This is a genomic window from Roseibium limicola (genome assembly GCF_017313085.1).
GTDB classification, from domain to species: domain Bacteria; phylum Pseudomonadota; class Alphaproteobacteria; order Rhizobiales; family Stappiaceae; genus Roseibium; species Roseibium limicola.
Window position 1 is genome coordinate 364,861 of the sequence record NZ_JAFLNF010000003.1, and the last position, 20,399, is coordinate 385,259.

General features: G+C 57.4%; 19 protein-coding genes. 6 read left to right on the plus strand and 13 right to left on the minus strand.

Translation table 11 applies throughout. The features are described from left to right. Positions 1-142: 142 nt before the first annotated feature. On the plus strand, positions 143-511 hold the full coding sequence (locus tag J0X15_RS08875; protein WP_206939802.1) for a hypothetical protein: 369 nt from the start codon (positions 143-145) through the stop codon (positions 509-511). 58 nt (positions 512-569) lie between these two features. Here J0X15_RS08875 and J0X15_RS08880 read toward each other — a convergent pair whose 3' ends face one another. Beyond that, entirely contained in the window at positions 570-2,045 is a 1,476-nt protein-coding gene (locus J0X15_RS08880) for an ATP-binding protein (protein WP_206939803.1), read from the minus strand. 392 nt (positions 2,046-2,437) lie between these two features. Here J0X15_RS08880 and J0X15_RS08885 point away from each other — a divergent pair, with 392 nt between their 5' ends. Then, positions 2,438-3,106 carry a cupin domain-containing protein gene (locus J0X15_RS08885; protein WP_206939816.1) on the plus strand — a complete coding sequence of 223 codons (669 nt, stop codon included), beginning with the start codon at positions 2,438-2,440 and terminating at the stop codon, positions 3,104-3,106. A 64-nt stretch (positions 3,107-3,170) separates the two neighbouring features. Here the strand turns inward: J0X15_RS08885 and J0X15_RS08890 are convergent, their stop codons facing one another. From J0X15_RS08890 to dctP, 9 genes are all read right to left on the minus strand, one after another. Continuing rightward, entirely contained in the window at positions 3,171-3,788 is a 618-nt protein-coding gene (locus J0X15_RS08890; RefSeq protein ID WP_206939817.1) for a nitroreductase family protein, read from the minus strand. Positions 3,789-3,962: 174 nt separating this feature from the next. After that, the gene (locus tag J0X15_RS08895) at positions 3,963-5,351 is read right to left on the minus strand and encodes a multicopper oxidase family protein (protein WP_206939818.1); all 1,389 of its coding nucleotides are present in this window, start codon (positions 5,349-5,351) and stop codon (positions 3,963-3,965) included. Between the two features lie 117 nt (positions 5,352-5,468). After that, positions 5,469-5,879, minus strand: coding sequence for a hypothetical protein (locus J0X15_RS08900; RefSeq protein ID WP_206939819.1), 411 nt, complete (start codon positions 5,877-5,879; stop codon positions 5,469-5,471). Between the two features lie 4 nt (positions 5,880-5,883). Beyond that, positions 5,884-6,006, minus strand: a complete 123-nt coding sequence (locus J0X15_RS20275; protein WP_269439401.1) for a hypothetical protein — start codon at positions 6,004-6,006, stop codon at positions 5,884-5,886. Between the two features lie 195 nt (positions 6,007-6,201). Then, entirely contained in the window at positions 6,202-7,713 is a 1,512-nt protein-coding gene (locus J0X15_RS08905; RefSeq protein WP_206939820.1) for a malonate--CoA ligase, read from the minus strand. 27 nt (positions 7,714-7,740) lie between these two features. Further along, positions 7,741-9,099: a malonyl-CoA decarboxylase gene (locus J0X15_RS08910; RefSeq protein ID WP_206939822.1), complete on the minus strand. Its 1,359-nt coding sequence runs from the start codon at positions 9,097-9,099 to the stop codon at positions 7,741-7,743. Further along, a complete protein-coding gene (locus J0X15_RS08915; protein WP_206939823.1) occupies positions 9,096-10,412 on the minus strand; it encodes a TRAP transporter large permease in 1,317 nt (438 codons plus the stop codon). The genes J0X15_RS08910 and J0X15_RS08915 overlap by 4 nt, the downstream gene beginning before the upstream one ends. Then, positions 10,409-10,897 carry a TRAP transporter small permease subunit gene (locus J0X15_RS08920; protein ID WP_206939824.1) on the minus strand — a complete coding sequence of 163 codons (489 nt, stop codon included), beginning with the start codon at positions 10,895-10,897 and terminating at the stop codon, positions 10,409-10,411. Before J0X15_RS08920 ends, J0X15_RS08915 begins: the two co-directional genes overlap by 4 nt. A 170-nt stretch (positions 10,898-11,067) precedes the next feature. Then, complete coding sequence (gene dctP, locus J0X15_RS08925) at positions 11,068-12,087, minus strand: TRAP transporter substrate-binding protein DctP (RefSeq protein WP_206939825.1); 1,020 nt, start codon at positions 12,085-12,087, stop codon at positions 11,068-11,070. Positions 12,088-12,235: 148 nt separating this feature from the next. Between dctP and J0X15_RS08930 the strand changes: the two genes are divergently transcribed. Then, a complete protein-coding gene (locus J0X15_RS08930; protein WP_206939826.1) occupies positions 12,236-12,955 on the plus strand; it encodes a GntR family transcriptional regulator in 720 nt (239 codons plus the stop codon). A gap of 105 nt (positions 12,956-13,060) precedes the next feature. Beyond that, a complete protein-coding gene (gene trhA, locus J0X15_RS08935) occupies positions 13,061-13,711 on the plus strand; it encodes a PAQR family membrane homeostasis protein TrhA (protein WP_206939829.1) in 651 nt (216 codons plus the stop codon). Positions 13,712-13,744: 33 nt separating this feature from the next. Here the strand turns inward: trhA and J0X15_RS08940 are convergent, their stop codons facing one another. Further along, positions 13,745-14,479 (minus strand): L,D-transpeptidase, encoded by a 735-nt coding sequence (locus J0X15_RS08940; RefSeq protein ID WP_209015199.1) that lies wholly within the window; start codon positions 14,477-14,479, stop codon positions 13,745-13,747. Positions 14,480-14,788: 309 nt separating this feature from the next. Between J0X15_RS08940 and J0X15_RS08945 the strand changes: the two genes are divergently transcribed. Beyond that, positions 14,789-15,868 carry a dipeptidase gene (locus J0X15_RS08945; RefSeq protein ID WP_231710337.1) on the plus strand — a complete coding sequence of 360 codons (1,080 nt, stop codon included), beginning with the start codon at positions 14,789-14,791 and terminating at the stop codon, positions 15,866-15,868. An 895-nt stretch (positions 15,869-16,763) separates the two neighbouring features. Beyond that, a complete protein-coding gene (locus tag J0X15_RS08950) occupies positions 16,764-17,552 on the plus strand; it encodes a GntR family transcriptional regulator (protein ID WP_206939831.1) in 789 nt (262 codons plus the stop codon). Positions 17,553-17,579: 27 nt separating this feature from the next. Here the strand turns inward: J0X15_RS08950 and J0X15_RS08955 are convergent, their stop codons facing one another. Both J0X15_RS08955 and J0X15_RS08960 read right to left on the minus strand, forming a co-directional pair. Then, a complete protein-coding gene (locus J0X15_RS08955) occupies positions 17,580-19,220 on the minus strand; it encodes an ABC transporter ATP-binding protein (RefSeq protein WP_206939833.1) in 1,641 nt (546 codons plus the stop codon). A gap of 11 nt (positions 19,221-19,231) precedes the next feature. Beyond that, positions 19,232-20,392, minus strand: coding sequence for an ABC transporter permease subunit (locus J0X15_RS08960; protein ID WP_206939835.1), 1,161 nt, complete (start codon positions 20,390-20,392; stop codon positions 19,232-19,234). Between the last annotated feature and the right edge of the window lie 7 nt (positions 20,393-20,399).

Sequence of the window (20,399 nt, forward strand, 5' to 3'; positions counted from 1 at the left end):
TAAATTCACCGTGACTCAACACCCCGAACCCGCTCCGTGTCGATATTGTTGACTGCTTGCAAGCCCTCCAACGAAATGCTATGAGAACATAACAAGAACATTTTAGCGTTTTCCCACACTTCGTCTCTCGAAGGAGGTCGCCATGTCCGATATTCAATCCGCAAACTCCGACCCGTATAACCGAACGAGCCATGCGACATTGCGGTCACCTGCAAGCGGAAACGGCTATGCTCGTTTTAAAAAAATACCGCAAATCGTCGGCCGCACAGATATCCAGGAAGACGATCTGGAGAACCTGGTGATCTATCTGCAGCGGGTCAGGGTGCGTGCAGAACGCATACGCGACAATGCACCTGCTGGAAGCTATCTTGCTGATGTTCTCAGCCGCACCCTGGACGGACTGACCGGCGAGATCAGCCAGCTGCGGCACCTCATGGGGCTGCGCGACAGCCTACCCCTGCCAGCTTCTCAGCCGGCGGTCGCTCAGCGACGTATGCGGCCTGCGACATGATCAGATGACTTGAGCCGGAGGCCTTATCGCGTCCTACCTGTTCCTTCAGGCGGACCGTTCAGGCAGCGGCTTCATCACCTGGAGCCGTTTGCCACCCCAAGTCCGTCAACGTAACAATACGGTTGCCGCGCAGATCCGTGGCACAGACCAGGAAACCGCGCTCTTCCATATGCGAAAGCAACCACCTTCCGCGACCTGGAGAACGGGTGCCGTAAGCGGTGGCGATTTCCAGGTTTCCCGGACATGGGGCCTTGGCCAGCGCGGCTTTGGCCAGCAGCAGGTAAACGCCGCGCATGTCATCGGGCAGCTCGCCGGCAATCAATTCGGCCTGTTTCCATTCGCTTTCGTCGATATCCCCTTTCTCCACACCGGCTCGCGCCACGGACAACCGTTCGCGGAACCTCTGGAGATCCGGGGCCCCACCCGTCAGCTTGGCGATGCGGCAGCGCACCTGAAAGTCCTGATACAGAGAAGCGATCGGTTGAAAGGCTGCTTCCGGATCCTCCAGGATCTCGGAAAGTATGACATCGATCTTCTCTTCCCGATCGCCAACATCGAACAGGTTTTCGGCCTGAGGCACATCCGCAGCAGCAACGTCCTCCGCATTCGACAGTCTGCTCAATACATCTTCCGTTGAGACCTTCGGTTCGCTGAACCGCTGGCGGACAGGCACCGCCTCGCCCTCTGAAGGCGTGAAGATCAGATCCTTGGCCTCTTCCTTCGGCTGTTCAGGAAGCGGCATCAACTTGGGGCTTCCGCCGCGACCAGACGTCTCCACCGGGCCGATCTTGACGGGTATCGGACGCCGCGAGAGCGCGGGTCCAAGTGCAATGAAATGACCACGGTCAAGATTTCGAAAGGCTTCTGCCTGACGTCGTTCCATCCCCAGAAGGTCGGCAGCACGGGCCATATCGATATCGAGGAACGTCCGGCCCATCAGGAAGTTTGAGGCTTCCGCCGCCACGTTTTTTGCCAGCTTGGCCAGTCTCTGGGTGGCGATGACACCTGCAAGTCCACGTTTGCGGCCGCGGCACATGAGGTTGGTCATTGCCCCCAATGAACGCCGACGGGCTTCTTCGGTCACTTCACCGGCAACTGCCGGGGCGAAAAGCTGTGCTTCATCCACGATCACCAGCATCGGATACCAGAGTTCGCGATCCGCCTCGAACAAACCATCCAGGAAGGCAGCTGCAGCCTTCATCTGTCGATCGGCATCGAGCCCCTCCAGGTTGAGCACAACCGAGACCCGGTGCTGCCGCACACGGGCAGCGATCATCTGAAGATCTTTTTCGGTGCCGACGGCATCGACCACCACATGGCCGTAGTGGTCAGCGAGCGTGACAAAGTCGCCTTCCGGATCAATGATCGCCTGTTGCACCCATTTGGCGGATTGCTCCAGCAGGCGGCGAAGAAGATGCGACTTGCCGGACCCGGAGTTGCCCTGCACCAGCAGGCGGGTGGCCAAAAGCTCTTCCAGATCCATCTGGGCGCGGGCATTTCCCGCCATTTCACCAATATCGATACTAACTGTCATGCGGCGATCCGACGACCCACAGGTTTTTCAGCCAAGCTACAATAAGCCTGACCGACCCACCTGCAGGAGGTCTGTTCGTAAGGTTGAAGTCTCGTCAAAGGGCGTGTCATCGAAACGGAGGGAAATTGATCACGATTCCGGGTCGAGCGCAAAGGACGACGAGGAGAAAATGGCAGCTTTCCCCGCTTGCCACAGGGATATAGGGCCTCCAAGCTCAGGCTCCCCGGCAATATGCCAGCCGGAGCTCAAAAGATCGGCCCTAACGGAGAGCTACGACCGCCGAATGTTCATCCCCTTGCCTGTGGGTTAAAACCTTTCACCATAGGGTTTTCCTTGCCCATGCAGAACTGCGCACCCACTGTGCTGGCAATCGGTTGTTCGGGAGACGATAGATGAAGCTTCATGCAGACCTGACCAAACGTGCCTCAGTCGACAGCGGCTCGCTGGCCTGGATTGCCTCGCCCTCAGGCGGCGTGGAACGACGCATGCTGGAGCGCGATGGCGAGGAAGTGGCACGCGCAACGACGATTGTACGCTTTGCTCCGGGCTCGGACTTCCCCGCTCATGCCCATGAGATGGGCGAAGAGTTTCTGGTACTCGACGGCGTGTTTTCAGACGAAACCGGCGACTTTCCCAAAGGCATGTATGTACGCAATCCTCCAGGGTCGATGCACATTCCCTCAACGACGCAAGGGGCGACAATCCTGGTCAAACTGCGGCAAATGTCCTTGGATGACGATCACGTCGTGCGCATCGACACGACGGATACCCGTGCCTGGCAGGAAACACGACCGGATGAAGCTACCCTGCCTCTGTTCACCGCTGCCAATGAAACAGTGGAGATGGTGGAATGGGCCGAGGGCATGTCGATCGGGCCGCTCCGCATGTCGGGTGGCGTTGAATATTTCGTCTTGTCTGGCAGTTTTGCCGATGAAGACGGCATTTACACGCCAGGCTGCTGGTTGCGCTTGCCGCCGGGCAGCACGCAAAAACTAACCTCTAAAACCGGCGCGAGGGTCTGGCGCAAGAGCGGCCATCTAACATTGAGCCTCGCGACGTAACAGTATGAAAAAGGCGGGTTCCCCCGCCTTTTCTCGTTTTCTAATGCTGCGATAGGGACGTTGATCAGCCCTTGAAGGAGCCGGAGAACGCAATCTCATCCAGCGGCTTGCGCGGGCTCGGAGCTTCGCGCCCCTGCAATCCTTCAGGCAGGGTGGTGACATCGCCACGGCGGCCAATGGCGATCGCGATTTCCGGTTGGAAGCGCGCTGGCACATTCAACGCCTGATGAATGTCGTCCTTCAAAATTCCGGCCATGCCGTGGGAGTAGTATCCCAATGCCGTCGCCTGCAGCGCGGCATAGGACCAGGCGGCTCCAGCATCAAACGCATGCGTTCCGGATGCCCGTGTGCTGCCGTCCGAGTTCTCAACCAGAGTGTCGGACAAAAGATAGACCAGCGCCGAGGCGTTCTGAGCCCAATCCCGGTTGAACGGATTGAGCAGGTTCACCAGCGTCTGCCAGTTTGCATCGCCACGCAGAGCATAAACAAATCGCCATGGCTGGATGTTGAAAGCCGACGGCGCCCATCGGGCTGCTTCCAAGATGGTCTTAAGATCGGTTTCCGGCATTTCGGAACCGTCAAATGCCCTTGGCGACCAGCGGTTGAGGAAAAGCGGTTCAATCGGATGGTCCTGGGTCCGGTGGTCGACCACCAGCTGATCCTTGGAGGGATGGAGTGTCATTGCTGATCTCAATTTCTGAAAAGGCTGAAGAGCAGAGCGCCTGCCCGCTTCGGGTTATCTCTGGCACTAAGTGCAGAGTGGCACCACTCATTTCAAGAGATGGCTCGGGCCACGATCGGTGAGATCTATGTTCACCACATGTGAACAATGGTACAGGAGATGGCGCCCTTCACTTCAGCCTACTTCAAACCAGGTGGTCATTCCGGAGACTGCATGCCCCAGCATGTGGCAATGAAGCAGCCACTTGCCCGGATTGTCGGCCTGAAACGCCACACTGGCGGTATCCTTTCTATGTAGAGTGACCGTGTCGCGCCAGTCCTGAGGGTCTTGCGCCTCTCCGTTGAGAGACAGCACCTGGAAATGATGACCATGCAGGTGAATGGCATGGGTGAAAGCCGTATCGTTGGCTATATCCAGCTGAATGCTTTCGCCTTGTTTTGCCCGGAAAAGCGGTTCTCTTTCCATACTGCCCGGTTCGCCGTTAAAGGCCCAGAACTGGCCGTTCTGCATCATTGCGCGCGGATCTTTACCGGCCTCCATCAGCGCCCGCATTCCTCCCATCGCGCCGCCGGCCATATCCAGCGGCATGCGTCGGACTTTAGAGAGATCAGGCTTCGGCAATGCATTGGCTGCGACAAGCGGACGGTTCCTGGGTCCGCTGCTCGTGGGTCCTTCAGTGACTATGAACCGAGCAAAGGCGAAAGGCTGACCGGTGGTCATTTCAAATGGCATTGCGCCGAGAGCTTCGGGCTTGAGAGCCAGATCGACGCGTTGCCCCGGTGATAGTTGAAGAGCGCCGCTGGTCTCTGGAACGCTTTCCAAAGCCTGCCCATCGAGCGCAATCACCTGAGCCCCAAAGCGCGAGGGGTCGAGATCGAGCACCCGCGCTGCCGATCCATTGATCACTCGCAACCGGTGCCAGACGCCCTGAACAAGGGGGATGTCCGGCATGCTCTTGCCATTCACAGTCAGCCAATTGCCGAGGCGACCGGCATGAGAGAAGTCGTGCATCGCACCAAAGCTTGCCGTGTCGAGACGACCGCCATCGTCCAGACGCCAATCACTAAGGAACAGTGTCAGGTCCTGCTCCCTCGGGAATGCCGGCACATCCTCCTCGACAATGAGCGCGCCTGCCAACCCACGCGGAACCTGGTTCCAGCTCATTGTATGCGCGTGATACCAGAAAGTGCCTGCATCCGGCACGGTAAACTCATAGATAAAGCTTTCGCCGGGCTGCACCGGCTCCTGGGTCAAACCTGCGACCCCATCCATGCGGTTGTCGATCCGGATACCGTGCCAGTGGATGGATGTCGGTGTGTCCAGACGGTTGGTAAAATTCACCCGTAGGGTTTCACCGCGTCTGACGCGCAATTCAGGGCCGGGCAGGGTCTTGTTGTAGAGCCAGAGATCGGAAACACCTCCGTCCTCACCGTATAGCCTGCCTTTGCCGACATGGGCCTCAAGATCGTAGGTGGCCGGCGCGGTTATGCTCAGCGCCAGGCGCGGCTGCACACACAATACGGAGGCCACCAATGACGACCCAAGAAAGCTTCTTCTGTTCATCTTCGCACCTCTCCCGGCCCCCGGATTGTTGCAGGAGTGTAGAAGGAAGAGTGTCTGCGGAGAAGCCTCCAGGCCTCCCCGCGTCGGTTTGCCAGATGAAGAAAACGTGACCCAAGCTCAGTCTGTGTCTGACTGCTTGGTGATGACCGGCGGCACGGCTATTGATGCCGGGATAGCGCCTGGTACTGGCAATGCCTTGAAAGCGGCAAGCGACGGGACGACTGTATCCGCGCCGATCGTTGCCGCCAGCTCACTTGCCTGAGCGTGATGACGGGCATATCCATCGCGCAGCCCGGCAGCCAGACACGCTGCGGCCATGGCGGCTTGGGCTGCTGCAAGTTCGGACGGTTCTGACGGTTTGTCTTTGAAATGTGCCAGCGCGTCGGAGGCAGCTAACAAGGCGGCATCACCTGCACCGGCTTTGGCCATTGCCCAGGCAAACAGCAGGTTCGCATGGGCGATACCTTCGGGCGCTCCAACGGCCTGCCAGTGAAACCGAGCTGTGGCGGCCAAATTGGCCAGGCGCATCTGCTCAGCCGGAACGAGGGGTCGAAGCCTCGATCAGCTCCCACGCAGCCTGATGGCAGCGCGCAGCTGTGCGGTGGTGAAACTTGTCAATTTCCGCCTGAAGTGCGGGCGTCTGTGGGGCGGCCATTCGTGCCCCTCCTGAAATGCGAAAAACAATCAGAAAACTTTAGACGCTATTGCAGGATCATCCGCAAGCTTCACTTTGCACAAAACGTTACAGATTTCGCGCGCAGTCTTGGCAATAAAGAGAAGCCTTGCCGCCCAAAAGGCGAACGCCCTCATGGTGGGACGTGTCTCCCGCTCTCGCGGGAGACACGTAACATCAGGAAAAATCGTCTTTGAATTGATCCCGGAGAACATTCTTCTGGATTTTACCCATGGTGTTTCGCGGCAATGTGTCGACCACATGGATCTGCTTGGGCTGCTTGAACTTGGCCAGCTTCTCACTCAGGGCGGCGGTAATTGCCATCGGGTCGATGGTCACACCGGATTTTGCGGCCACCACAGCCACAACACCCTCGCCAAAGTCAGGATGGGGTACGCCAATGATGGCGTTTTCCGCAACACCTTCGATCTCGTCGATCAGCGCCTCGACCTCTGCCGGATAGACATTGAAGCCACCAGAAATAATGAGATCCTTGGAGCGCCCGACGATGGAGATGTAACCATCGTCGCTAAGTTGCCCCATGTCACCAGTTATGAAGTAGCGATCAACCCGAAATTCCTCGGCGGTCTTTTCCGGCATGCGCCAATAGCCCTGGAACACATTAGGCCCCTTAACCTCGATGATCCCGACCTCGCCCTGAGCCACTTCTTTTCCCGTATCAGGATCCGCAATGCGAACGGAAACGCCTGGTAGAGGAAAGCCGACAGTGCCCGGACGGCGTTCTCCATCATAGGGGTTGGAGGTGTTCATGTTGGTTTCTGTCATGCCATAGCGTTCCAGAATGGCATGGCCAGTGCGCGCGGAGAACTCCCTGTGAACCTCGGCTGATAGAGGCGCAGAGCCCGAGATGAACAGACGCATATGCGCCACCAGATCCTTGGTGAAGGCATCCGAGGTCAAAAGGCGGATGTAGAACGTCGGAACGCCCATCATTGTGGTGGCGCGCGGCAACAACTCCAACACCTTGCCGAGGTCGAACTTCGGCAGAAACAGCATTGAAGCACCAGCCATCAGCAGGCTGTTGGTTGCGACGAACAGACCATGGGTGTGAAAGATCGGCAGAGCGTGAAGCAGGACATCGTCTGACGTGAAGCGCCAATAGTCCACCAGAGTGCGGGCGTTGGACGCCAGGTTTTCATGGGAAAGCATGGCCCCCTTGGAGCGCCCCGTCGTGCCCGATGTGTAGAGAATGGCAGCAAGGTCGTCTTCTGTCCGCGCCACATCAGCGAACTCAACATCTGCGGCCTGGGCCAGGTCTTTCAAACTGCCTTTTCCATCCGCGCCCAGCGTCTCCAGGCTCGCGCCGACCTTCGATGCGGTCTCCGCTAGCGCATCCCGACGAGACGGGTCACAGACAAAGACTTTCGGTTCAGCATCGGAGATAAAATAGTCGATCTCGGCAGGTGTGTAGGCCGTGTTCAACGGCAGAAAGACGCCCCCTGCCCGCACAGTTGCGAGATAAAGCATCAAGGCTTCCGGGGTCTTTTCCACCTGCACCGCAACCCTGTCCCCCGGCGTCACTCCCAGCCCGATCAACGCATTCGCGAAACGAGCCGAAAGCGCAAGCACGTCCTGATAGGTGAGAACCGAACCGTCGGCGGTCTCAAGAAAGGGCTTGTTGCCATCCGGCATGCGGTCACGGATCTGGGAAAACAGGTGATTGGTCATGGGATGTCTCATGCAAGGTTTCAGGCTTCAAGCCTCGGATTTTGTCTGCTTTTGCTCGGGCAACTGCCGCAGAAGGCGGGTCACCTGAGCGCTGGCCGCAACGCTCCCGGTCGCGGCGAAATTCTCATGGTTTCGTTCGATGTCTTTCAGGTCATAAAGGTAGTTCACCATCAAGCTGTGCGCTTGGCGCAGACCGTTTTCAGACAGGTCTGCGTTCCAGTGTACCCGCTCAAGCCGAGCCCCATTGCCAATGTGAAACCGAGCCACGGGGTCCAGCGGGCGGGCGCCCCGGGATTTTTCCTGTGTCAGATAATGTGCACCGAGCGCAGGCATAACTGTTTCCAGGTCCTTGGAAAGTTCCTCATTGTCTTGCCATGTTCTGTCCCGCAGGGCATCCAGTTGCTGACCACTGAGGGCGGCACCGGCCAGGCCCTTGTCCTCGGCCAGTGACTGGGAGAGCCACTTGGTAAAGCCGGGAACCGGCGATAGCGTGACAAAGGTCTTCAAGTTCGGCAGCTCCCGGCGCAGCTCTTCAACGACCTGCTTGATCAGGAAGTTGCCGAAGGAAATGCCGCGCAAACCTCTCTGGCAATTGGAAATGGAATAAAACACAGCCGTTGCGGCTTCGTCTGCCCGGATTTCCGCCCGCTGCTCAGCAAGGATAGGCCCAATCGCTCCAGGGATTTCGCGGGTCAATGCCACTTCCACAAAGATCAGCAAGTCATCGACTAGTGCCGGATGGAAGAAGGCATAGAGTCGACGGTCAGCCAGCCCGATACGACGGCGCAGGTCGTCCCAGCCGGTGATCTCATGAACGGCCTCATACTGGATAATCTTTTCCAGTATGTTGGCAGGCGTCTGCCAATCGATCCGACGCATCACCAGAAAACCCCGGTTGAACCAGGAGGAAAATAGATGCTCGAAATCCCGGTCGACTTCCTTGAGATCGGGCTCTTCGGCGAGACAATCGAGCAGATCCGAGCGCATCGCGACAAGTGACTTGGTGCCACCCGGCGCCAGGTTGAGACGACGGATCAACTCCTGACGGCGCGGTTCAGACGCGGAGTGAAGTCGGCGCTGCAAGACCGGATCATCAGCTTTTTCGGCCAATTCCTTGGCCAGATTCGCGATTTTTTGCGTGTCAGCACCAAAGTCCTGGTAAAGCGTGCGGAAGAATGTGAGCCGCTCTTCCCGCGACAATTTCCCGTAGTTCAAGAGCACTTCTTCGGCGATCGCCACCCCGGATGCCTCTCCCCTTCCGGAGAGAAGCTGGTCGCACAGCGACCCAAGTGGGACCTCGCTCAACCGCCCTTTCCGGCCGTCGATAAGAGAGCGTCCCTGAAGCGTGATGGAGTTCAGAAGTTCGCCGAAGAAGCTGGTGTTCATAATGCCTTGCCCATCAGGAATTCGGGAAGCCAGGTGGCGATACCCGGGAAGAAGCAGAGAAGCAGGATCCCGACCACCATACACAACACATACGGAATGGAGCCGCGCAGGATTTCAGACAAGGTGATCGAGGGCGCAATCCCATTGATGACATACAGGTTCAACCCCACCGGAGGTGTAATCAGACCGATTTCCATGTTGATCGTCAGAACCACAGCGAACCAGTAGGGATCAAAACCGGCCTGCAGAATGATTGGCAGCAGGATCGGAGCGGTCATCAGGATGACGGCAACTGGTGGCAAAAAGAAGCCCGCAAACAACAGGAAGAAGTTGATGATCGCCATCAGCACCCAGCGGTTCACCTCAAGAGCGCCAATCCACTCGGCGATCGACTGGGTGATGAACAGCGATGATAGCGTGAAAGAGAACAATTCAGAGGCCCCGATGATCATCATGATCATCACGCTTTCCTTCAGCGTGTCGCGGAACATGTTGGTGACTTTTTTGGGGCTCCACATCCGGTAAATGACCACGACCAGCACGATGCAGAAAAGCGCACCGACGCCAGCGGCCTCAGAGGGTGTCGCAACCCCCCCATAAAGTACGTAGAGAATGCCGACGATGATTGCCAGGAAAGGCAGAACACGCGGCAGAGCGGCAAAGCGCTCCTTCATGGTGAAGCTGTTGGAGAGCGTCGTCAGGCCAATGCCGCGGCGGCGGCAATCATAGATCGTCCAGGCCATGAACAGAGCTGTCAGCATGAAGCCCGGCGCAAGACCGGCCAGGAACAGCCGACCAATCGAGGTTTCTGTGGCGATACCGTAAACGATCATTGTGACCGATGGCGGGATGAGAATGCCCAGTGTACCACCGGCGGCAATCGAGCCGGCCGCAATCTCGTTGGGATAGCCACGCTTGGTCATCTCCGGGATGCCCATCTTGCCGATGGCGGCACACGTGGCAGGAGAAGAACCGGACAAGGCTGCAAAAATCGAACAGGCGCCGATGTTGGACAGAACCAACCCGCCGGGAACCCTGTTCAGCCAGCGGTCAAGCGCTTCATAAAGGTCCTTTCCGGCGGGCGACGAAGCAACCGCCGACCCCATCAGAATGAACATCGGGATAGAGACCAAGCCGAAAGATGCCAGTCCGCCGAAGAAGGTCTCGCCCAGAATGGCGAGGCTTCCTGAGCCTTCCACAATCATCAACGCGATAATGGAGACAAAGCCCAGCGCGAAGGCGATGGGGGTGCCAATGCCGAGGAGCGCCAGCAGGCCAAGGAGGATCAAAAGTCCGATGAACAGCGGGCTCATGCTTCGTCTCCCTTCCAGATTTTACCCAGCTCAGCAATGTATTGCAGCGCCATGAGTCCGATGCCCAGAGGCAGCGGCAAAAGCGGGATCCACAGTGGCGGTCCCCAAACCGTATCCGTCGTCCAGCCATAGCTCCATGCCTCGGCGAAATATTCCCATCCGGAGAATGCAAGAAGACTGCAGAACACCAACCCGACAAGTCCGGCAGCAGATTTTACCAGCTTCAACGGAACGCCTTCGAGTTTCATCCAGAGCAGGTCGACGTTGACGTGACCCTTTTCCATCAGCACATAGGGTGAGGCGAGGAATGTCATCGCCACCAGTGCATAGACTACATACTCCGTCTGCCACACGGTGGAGGCATTCAGCACATAGCGAATGACGACCATCTGCGTCACGACCAGAACGGCGGACGCCATCAGGAGAAGAGAGAACACCGCAGCGAGGCGGGATAGGCTGGAAACCCAGCGGATGTAGGCAGTCATATGCGCAAGTCCGATTTAACGTGCCGGCAGGCGCCAGCTACCCGGAACGCAATCAAGCGACCCGGCGGCTGGAATGAGTAACTTCTTCAGGGTGGGGCTCCGGACGCCATTCAAGTGAACTTGCGCCCGGAGTAGAAGCGATCACGAAACCGCCTAGAGATCACCTGCGATTATTCGACCGCAAGCGCTTTCTCGATCAACTCCTGGCCGCCTTCAACCTTTTCGGCGAAGACCTTGTAGGAGGTTTCCTTGGCGATATCGAGCCAAGCGTTATAGTCGTCACTGGACATTTCAACCACTTCAACGCCAGCGTCGGAATAGACCTGAACGAGCTTGTCATCGAGGCCTTTGGCTTCACCGGCGAAGTAGTCTTCGGCGACCTTACCGGCTGCCATCAGAGCATCCTGCTGCTCCTTGGAGAGCTCATCCCAGCTGCGCTTGGACATGAGGATCGGCTCGTACATGAACCAGAGGGCGTTGGCGCCCGGCTTGGTCAAGCAAGTCGCCTGCTCGTAGATGCGGTAGGAGATGAACGAACCGGAAGACGTGTTCGCTGCATCCAGAACACCGGTTTGAAGGCCCGTGTAGATTTCCGAAGATGGCATGGAAGCGATCGAAGCGCCGCCACCGACGAGCATCTGCTCGAATGCCGGACCTGCAGCACGGGTCACCTGACCCTGCATGCTCGCCGGATCGGTGATGCACTGCTTCTTGGAGGCGAAGGCCCCTGCCAGCCAGGCGTCGGCGAGCACGACAATGCCGCCTTCGTCGATCTCGGCCTTGATGTCATCCATGAACGGCGACTTGTTCAGACGAGCTGCGCGCTCATGATTGCGAACAAGACCAGGCATCAGAGTTGCTGAGAACATCGGATGACGACCAGACGCATAATCCAGCGGGAATGCTGAGATATCCAGCACACCCTTGACCATCGCGCCCCACTGTTCTTTTGCCTTGAACAGGGACTGGCCCGGATACACCTGAATTCGTAGATCTACGCCGGCCTTTTCGACCTCACGCGCCAGGATCTGCACCATCTCATCGCGGACATCACCCTTGCCACCTGGCCACTGGTGAGATGCCTTGAGGACGGTCTCGGCCTGGACGCCGGTTGCCGCGATTGCGAGCGCCGGGATAGCCAAGCTAGCGGCGACGCCGAGACGACGAGCCGTTTTAAAAATCGATTGCATATTTTTCCTCCCAAATTCAGAGCAGCCCCTCCCAGAGCCGACTCCGATCGGCGACTTTTGGCCACCTCTCGGTCAGGCAACCACGGGCCCACCGCCAAGTCAATCATTTTTGTATACAAGAATGATTTTCTCGCATACTTATAAATCCATGACAAAAACCGACCGCCCCCTGCGTCGGGCCGATAAACTCCGGCAGGCGCTAGAAGATGACATTGCCACCGGCGCCCTGCCGATTGGCACACGTCTGGATGAGGTCAAACTGGCGCAACGCTTTGGCGTGTCCCGCACCCCCATTCGGGAGGCTCTGATCGAGCTCGCCACCGCCGGCCTGGTAGAACAAAAACCCCGCCGTGGAGCGTTCGTCCGAGAGATCGGCATCCCGCGTCTGATCGAAATGTTTGAAGTGATGGCCGATCTGGAGGCCACTTGCGGTCGACTCGCCGCGCGACGGATTTCCCTAGCGGAAACACAAATCCTCAAGGCAAGTCACATCGCTTGCGAGGACGCCCTGACCTCTGGCGATCCAGATCGCTACTATCAAGCGAACCAGCACTTCCATGAAACGATTTATCAAGCCAGCCACAATGGCTTTCTCGCCGAACAGGCAATCGGACTGCACAGCAGACTCGCCCCCTATCGCCGCCTCCAGCTTCGGGCACGCAACCGTGTTGCGGTTTCTCTGCATGAGCACGCTGAGATTGTAGCTGCCATCGTCTCTGGACAGGCGGAGGCTGCTGCGGACTGCCTGCGGCAACATGTCCTGATCCAGGGAGAGCGCTTCAATGACTTTGTTGCGACCCTCGCGGCCACGTCTACCCAGCAAGAACGAGAGCGATCCTCGCTAAAATCCGCCTCCGCCGCAGAATGACTTGAGCTTGCAGAAAACTTCAGCATTCCCCAAGGGCACCCCGTTGATCCTTACGCTTAAGTAAGGCACCCTCCCGCATATCAACTGCGCATTCAGGAGGACGCCTTGCGGATAGAAACACTGGCAGAACGCATCGCCGACGGCACCATACATGCAATCGGCGTCTGTCTTGGTATTGCCGCCTTCATCACGTTTACGGTCATTCTGTGGAACAATCCTGAGCCGAGCCGGCAAGTTGCCGTGTTCATCTATTCGGCTTGTCTACTGATGATGCTGATCTGCTCGGGTCTCTACAATGTGTTCGCCAAGCAGAACAAGACCGGGATCCTGAGACGCCTCGATCACGCCGCCATTTTCCTGCTGATTGCCGGAACCTACACGCCCCTGGCTTCAATGATCATCGGTGGTTGGACTGGCGGAATTCTGCTTGCGGTCATCTGGACCGGTGCAATTGCCGGCGCGGCCCTGAAGATTTTTCATCTGCAAGGCGTTGACCGCATCACCGTGCCACTCTGCCTGGCGCTTGGCTGGGTCGTTGTTTTCGCACTCAAGCCGCTGCTTGATAATGCGTCAACATTCGGCTTCTGGATGATTGTCACGGGCGGCCTGCTGTATACGGCGGGAACCGTCTTTTATGCCTGGAAGCGCCTGCCCTTCCAAAACGCGATCTGGCATGCCTTCGTGCTGGCAGCGGCGATCTGCCACTTTTCTGCAGTCCTGCATGATGTGGCGCTGCAGCCTGGCACATTCAGCTGAAAGCGTTTGAACACCTGAATGTCGGCGAGGCCCTCAGGCCTCGCCTTCCTTCGACAGTACCACGACATTGGTTCGCAAGGGCACACGCTCAAACAAGTCAATCACGTCCTGATGCCACATACGGATGCAGCCCGAAGACACATTGCGGCCAATGCTTGAGGGATCAGGCGTGCCGTGGATGCGGTAGAGCGTGTCCGTTCTGCCCTGCCAGAGATCCATCGCACGCGCGCCCAGCGGGTTCTTGAGACCGGCTGGAAAGCCTTCTTCCCAATAACGGCCGAGCGACGGTTTGCGGGCAATCATTTCCTGCGGAGGGCGCCAGATCGGATGCATCCGCTTGACCCGGATCTGCGCATCCCCAGACCACGCAAAACCAGCACGACCAACGCCGATGCCGTAGCGCAGGGCTTTGCGGTTGCTCAGAATCCAGTAAAGGAACCGATTATACGGGTCGACCACCACCGTGCCTGGGCGGGAACCGGACTTATAGTCTACGACTTGTCGCCAGTACTTGCGGTCGACGGATTTGTAATTGATCGCCGGCCAAGTGTAATCCCCATCCGGAAGAGCCGCGTAGGCCAGTTCGTAGTCGAAATCGTCGCCGGGAAGCGCTGGCTGGCTCGGCAGGCCGACCGAATAGCAACCTGCCAAGGACAGCGCTGCCATCCCGCCAAGCCCCCATGCGCCGGCCCGGAGGATTTGTCGACGACTGATCTGTCCGTCGGGGCCTGACGCTGCGATCTCGTCAGAAGACACTGCAAAGTTCATGGTCGGCTCGTCTGGCAAAACTGACACCTCAATCCTTTGGACGGCACCTGAAAAAAACCGTCGCATCTTCGCATTCAAGACGCTGAAATGAAGTCATGAGACTTGTTTAAGACAAGTGCAAGGGGGCACATTCACAAATCTGCTTGAGCCGGCGCAAGTCCGTCGCAGACTATGGCTTTTGCGCACCGGCAAGCTTGCGCAAGCCTGACGAATAAGCCTTAACTGTTCCACTTTCCGCTCCTTTTGCGACCCTTGACGTCACTAGGCTCTCAGTCCCCTGAACTCTGGCAAAAGATCGATACGCACCACATGCCCCACGTCCCCGATATGCCACTCTCCGCCATGCCTGTTGCAATTTTTGACGGTCACAACGACACGCTTCTGCAACGGATACTTCGTAGGGGGACGGAACGGGATCAGGACTTCTTCACAGCGACACAAGCCAACCACATCGACTTTCCGCGCGCCCAAGCCGGTGGGCTGATCGGTGGCTTGTTTGCGATGTTCGTGCCATCTCAGACCAAGCAAGACTTCTCCAAACCGTTCAATCCATCCGATCCGGCAAATTACGCCAGGGTTGACCAGCAGGAAGCCCTCGCTTTCACGATGGCTATGGCAGCTGAAGCCTTCCGATTGACCCGCGCCTCCAATGGACGGATGAAGGTCTGCCGCTCGGCTACCGAAATCCGGCAGGCCATGCACGATGAAGTGATGGCCATCTCCCTGCACATTGAAGGCGCGGAGGCAATTGACCCGGATTTCCACGCACTCGAAGCCCTGCATGAAATGGGCTTACGGTCTCTCGGCCCAGTTTGGAGCCGCGGCAACATTTTCGCAGAAGGCGTGCCCATGCGTTTCAACTCCGGGCCGGACATCGGCAACGGCCTGAGCGACACAGGCAAAGCGCTGATCAAAGCCTGTAATGAGCTTAAAATTCTCGTCGACCTCTCACACCTGAACGAAAAGGGCTTCTGGGACGTCGCAAGTCTAAGCGACGCTCCGCTGGTCGCCAGCCATTCGAATGCCCATGCTATCTGCCCAAACGCGCGCAACCTCACAGACAAGCAACTCGGTGCGATCCGGGAAAGCAAAGGACTGGTCGGCGTCAACTTTCACGTGGCGTTTCTCCGTGAAGATGGCGGCTACGCACGTGACACCCCACTGGACTTGATCGTGCGCCACACGGCCTATCTGATCGAGGCTTTGGGAGAGGATCACGTTGGCCTAGGCTCAGATTTCGACGGCTGCCTTCTTCCCGCGGACATTGGCGATGTCTCCGGATTGCCAAATCTGATCGACGCCTACCGGGCTGCTGGCTTCGGAACTGACCTTATCAATAAGATCGCACACGAAAACTGGCTCAATGTGCTTGATAAGACTCAGAAATAAAATTCTAGCCGAACCGTCTAGGGCATGTATTCAAAAGATTACTAATCACCTGATTTAACATTACAAAACAGAATGAAGCCTATAAAATTGAGCTCCAACCTGACCGCAATGGTATTTTTTCCTTTGTGAAAGCCCTTACTTTACGTCTTCACTTCATGGCATTAGTTTCACTGTCAATTCTTCCCTGATGGTTCAGCCCATTTTGGAAGGCCAAGTAAAACTGGAACAGTATATTCCACAAATGGCTTGAGATGACGCCATTGATTGAGTGTAAAAAAATAAACAATCAATGGTTGCAAAAGGGAACTATGGGGAGACAAGGCTCATCCGTCACATCTGCCAAGAGATGTCGGACCTTTGGATCCCCCGCAATGGAGATCAACGGAACCCCATCGAACGAAGGCTCAAGGCCATAGGACTTGCCATCATCAAACTTTAACAACCTCCACGGACAGCGCGCTTGCTCTCAGCAACAACGCTGTCACTGAACAAGAGGGCAAAGTTTTATGCTCCGGTCGCTAGGGACTGGAACAAGATGAAAGCAAGTACCGAAGCAGACCCTTTCAGGCATGCAGTCTCTCCTCCCGTTCGGAGGTAAGACATCCTTTATGGCGACCATAGAGGTGGCGCTCTCAGTCAGAGCTCCCCTTTGGTCAACATGAGACTGCTTACCCAAAAGGCCGCCATACTGGAGCGAGATTTGCCGCAGCCGTGGCAATCTCCCGTTATGGCCGTGACCTGTGCATGAGGCTCGGTCGGAGCCCAGTGCCAAGTGTGATCTTGAACACGGCAAAGCCAGTCAAACGAACCTGGCAGCCGACAAGAGGTTGTAGGTAAAACCCGCTGGCCTCTTGTTAATCTAGAAAGTTGGGGTCCGCTACGGGGGACAAATGCAATGACAACTGGCTCGACCGGTCTCGACACGCCGATTGACGAGTTTCTATTTTCCGAACTTCTGTTTGACGAGACGCCCGCTCATTACCGGCGCACTCCAAAGAAATCCCGCGTCGTCTATCAAATACTCAAACGCCGTATTCTTCTTGGTGACCTGACCGAAGAAAGCGCCATTACCGAACAGGCGCTCGCCCAGAGTTTTTCCTGTTCTCAGGGCACCATCCGAGAGGCCCTGCTCACCCTGCAGGAAGATGGATTGGTAGACCGTCGTGGGTATCAGGGGACTTATGTCACGCTGACCAGTCCACAGGAGGCAGTCTTGCTTGCGCGACTGCGTCTATCTCTGGAGTTTGAGAGCGTCACGGCAGAGGGAATTGCCAATTGCACACCCCAGCACATGGACCGCCTGCGCAAACTGGCGAATGCCTATATCGAGGCGCGAGCCCGCGAGGATGTCTATGCCTGCAGCGAGATCGACCGTGCGCTGCATATGGCACTTTTCAGTCTAAATAACATGCCAGGTCTCGAACCCGTACTCAGTCGTACCTTGCTGCTCTTGCACCGCCACTCCCTTGCCCGCCTTCGGGGACGAGTCGAGTGGAAATCGCTGCAGAAAGATCCCCACGGCCCGATCCTCGACGCCTTGGAGAACCGCGACCTTGAGCAAGTGCGGCAACGGCTGATAGAGCACGTCTCACGCGCCATGCTGATGATGATGCCAGACGTCCATGCCATCGCCATTGCCCCGTCGGACGTGAAATTCGGCATGCTGTCCAAGAGCACGTCCTGACCGGGCACCCGTGCGCGCCGACAAACCTCAGCTGGCGCGTGCGGTTGCGGTCATAAAGGCAGCCCGGATCAGCTCCTTCGTGTAATCCTGCTGGGGCGCCTCAAAAATATGCGAGGTCGCCCCAGCCTCTACAACCTTGCCGTTTCTCATGACCATCACTGTGTCAGCCATGGCACGCACCACGGCGAGATCATGAGAAATGAACACATAGGTCAGGCCGTGCTCTTCCTGTAGCTTGCGCAAAAGGTCGACGATCTGCTTTTGCACGGTCCGGTCGAGAGCCGACGTCGGCTCATCCAGCACCACAAGCTTCGGTTTGAGGACCATCGCCCGCGCAATCGCAATTCGTTGACGCTGCCCACCGGAAAACTCATGCGGATATCGATTGCGCATCACCGGATCAAGCGCCACCTCTTCCAGAGCCTGCGCCGCACGGCGGTCGCGATCCTTACCGGACAGCTCGGTTGCATGCACCTTCAGCCCTTCGGAGATGATCTGACCGACCGTGAGCCGCGGACTCAAGGATCCAAAAGGATCCTGAAACACCAATTGAAGATCCTTGCGCAGCGGACGCATTTCCTGACGCGACAGCCCGACTATCTGGCGACCATTGAGCATCACGCGGCCATCTGAGGGGAGCAAGTTCAGCAGAGCTCTTCCCAACGTCGATTTTCCAGATCCGCTTTCCCCCACGATACCCAAGGTCTGTCCTGTGCGCAGCGAGAAGGAAACATCATCGACCGCGCGTAGAAGGTGGGGGGCAGAGAAGAACCCGGTGTCGAGTGCAAACTCGACCGAGATCTTCTGCGCCTCCAGCAGGATCTGCGCATCAGCCTTCACAGGCAGCTTTGCCCCTTCAGGCTCGGCGTCCAGCAACATCCTCGTGTAAGGCTGCGATGGGGTGTCGAAGATCTGCGCCGTACCGCCCTCTTCCACCACCTCGCCATTCTTCATGACGTACACCCGATCGGCAATCTGGCGGACAATGCCGAGATCGTGGGTAATAAAGATAACAGCCATGCCGAGCCGGGTTTGCAGCTCTTTCAACAAAACCAGGATCTGAGCCTGAGTGGTGACGTCCAGCGCCGTGGTTGGCTCATCCGCAATCAACACGTCCGGATCATTGGCAAGCGCCATAGCGATCATTACACGCTGCCGTTGACCACCGGACATCTCATGCGGGTAGGCTTTGATCTTGTGCTCCGGCTCGGGAATATTGACCAGTTTCAACAGGTCCAGCGCCTTGGCATGTGCTGCCTTCCAAGACAATCCGCCATGGACAACCATCGGCTCCGCAAGCTGACGTCCGATGGTGTAGAGAGGATCCAGTGAGGTCATCGGCTCCTGGAAGATCATCGTGATCTTCTTGCCGCGCACCTGATTCAGCTGGCGGATCGACAACCCCAGCAGATTTCGGTCTTCGTAGATCACGGTTCCGCCGGTGCGACCGTTGGAGGCCAGGAGCCCCATCGCCGCCATCATCGCCTGGCTTTTGCCGGATCCGCTTTCACCGACGATGGCGACGGTTTCTCCCCGTGCAACATGAATATCGACACCGCGGACCGCATGGACTGGGCCTGTCGGCGTCTCGAAATCGACCGTCAGGTCCTTGATCTCAAGAACTGTCTCGTTGCTCAGCTGCAGATTTGAAGAGTGTGCTTCAGTCATTGTCATGCCCCTCACCGATCCTTCGGGTCCAGCGCATCGCGCAGGCCATCACCGATGAAGTTCAAGGCGAACAACGTAGAGGTCAGGAAAATGGAGGGAAAAATCAACATCCAGTAGGCGCCCTGCAGATTGCGCGCGCCCTCTGAAATGAGAACGCCCCAGCTTGTCATCGGCTCCTGCACTCCAAGTCCAAGGAAGGACAGAAAACTCTCCAACAGGATGACCTTGGGCACCAGCAACGTCATGTAGACGACCACTGGTCCCAGCGTATTGGGAATGACATGCCGACGCAGGATGCCGCCATCTGAAACACCCATCGCTTCGGCTGCCTGAACATATTCCTGGCGTTTGATGGTCAGGGTCTGGCCGCGCACGATGCGCGCCATGTCGAGCCACTCGACGGCGCCGACGGCGATGAACATCAGCACGAAATTTCGTCCGAAGAAGACCACCAACATGATGACGAAGAAGATGAACGGCAGTGAATAGAGAACGTCGACAACACGCATCATCGACTGATCGACCCGCCCTCCCAGATAGCCCGAGGTTGCACCATACACCACGCCGATAGCGATCGCGACGATGGTCGCCAGCAGACCGATGGTCAGAGATACCCGACCGGCAATGAACGTCCGAGTCATCAAATCGCGGCCGTTGCTGTCCGTGCCGAAATAGAAATGCACGAAAGCAATATCAGCCTGCATGACCGCGCTCTTCCCATCCTCGGAAAAGTCGCCGAGCGTTGCTCCGGAGAACATGTCGCTGCGGTCGGCATAGCGGACAATACGCGGATCGATCTCCCGCTTAGACGTGACTATAGCCGTCACGACGTTGCCCGTGCGCTCAAAGCTGTCGATGGAAACGCGCGCGCGCTTCAACAAGCTGCGGAACGCCGGCTCAACCTCGTCTTCGGCAGGATAAGCCGAGAGGCTAGCGGGAACCTTGACGTAATCGCGGTAGACCTTGTCGAAGGGATGAGGCGACAGCATCGGACCCAGAATCGAAATGATAGTGATCAGAACCAGAACGCAGAGGCTAGCCATGGCGGCTCTGTTGGCCAACAGTCGATCACGTGCATCATCCCAAAGGGATCGCCCGCGCACTTCCTGATGTACTGCAGGATCGCCATGGGGCTGGTCTGGCGGTGTCTGAGGAGAGCTGATGGTACTCATATCAAGT

Excerpts from the sequence above, each read along its gene's own strand:
- J0X15_RS08960 (WP_206939835.1), bottom strand. The coding sequence starts at position 20,392 with ATGAGTACCATCAGCTCTCCTCAGACACCGCCAGACCAGCCCCATGGC.
- J0X15_RS08880 (WP_206939803.1), bottom strand. The coding sequence starts at position 2,045 with ATGACAGTTAGTATCGATATTGGTGAAATGGCGGGAAATGCCCGCGCC.
- J0X15_RS08875 (WP_206939802.1), top strand. The coding sequence starts at position 143 with ATGTCCGATATTCAATCCGCAAACTCCGACCCGTATAACCGAACGAGC.
- J0X15_RS08945 (WP_231710337.1), top strand. The coding sequence starts at position 14,789 with ATGCCCCACGTCCCCGATATGCCACTCTCCGCCATGCCTGTTGCAATT.
- J0X15_RS08905 (WP_206939820.1), bottom strand. The coding sequence starts at position 7,713 with ATGACCAATCACCTGTTTTCCCAGATCCGTGACCGCATGCCGGATGGC.
- dctP (WP_206939825.1), bottom strand. The coding sequence starts at position 12,087 with ATGCAATCGATTTTTAAAACGGCTCGTCGTCTCGGCGTCGCCGCTAGC.
- J0X15_RS08890 (WP_206939817.1), bottom strand. The coding sequence starts at position 3,788 with ATGACACTCCATCCCTCCAAGGATCAGCTGGTGGTCGACCACCGGACC.
- J0X15_RS08895 (WP_206939818.1), bottom strand. The coding sequence starts at position 5,351 with ATGAACAGAAGAAGCTTTCTTGGGTCGTCATTGGTGGCCTCCGTATTG.
- J0X15_RS08940 (WP_209015199.1), bottom strand. The coding sequence starts at position 14,479 with ATGAACTTTGCAGTGTCTTCTGACGAGATCGCAGCGTCAGGCCCCGAC.
- J0X15_RS08910 (WP_206939822.1), bottom strand. The coding sequence starts at position 9,099 with ATGAACACCAGCTTCTTCGGCGAACTTCTGAACTCCATCACGCTTCAG.
- J0X15_RS08930 (WP_206939826.1), top strand. The coding sequence starts at position 12,236 with ATGACAAAAACCGACCGCCCCCTGCGTCGGGCCGATAAACTCCGGCAG.
- J0X15_RS08885 (WP_206939816.1), top strand. The coding sequence starts at position 2,438 with ATGAAGCTTCATGCAGACCTGACCAAACGTGCCTCAGTCGACAGCGGC.
- J0X15_RS08915 (WP_206939823.1), bottom strand. The coding sequence starts at position 10,412 with ATGAGCCCGCTGTTCATCGGACTTTTGATCCTCCTTGGCCTGCTGGCG.
- J0X15_RS08955 (WP_206939833.1), bottom strand. The coding sequence starts at position 19,220 with ATGACTGAAGCACACTCTTCAAATCTGCAGCTGAGCAACGAGACAGTT.
- J0X15_RS20275 (WP_269439401.1), bottom strand. The coding sequence starts at position 6,006 with ATGGCCGCCCCACAGACGCCCGCACTTCAGGCGGAAATTGACAAGTTT.
- J0X15_RS08900 (WP_206939819.1), bottom strand. The coding sequence starts at position 5,879 with ATGCGCCTGGCCAATTTGGCCGCCACAGCTCGGTTTCACTGGCAGGCC.
- J0X15_RS08950 (WP_206939831.1), top strand. The coding sequence starts at position 16,764 with ATGACAACTGGCTCGACCGGTCTCGACACGCCGATTGACGAGTTTCTA.
- J0X15_RS08920 (WP_206939824.1), bottom strand. The coding sequence starts at position 10,897 with ATGACTGCCTACATCCGCTGGGTTTCCAGCCTATCCCGCCTCGCTGCG.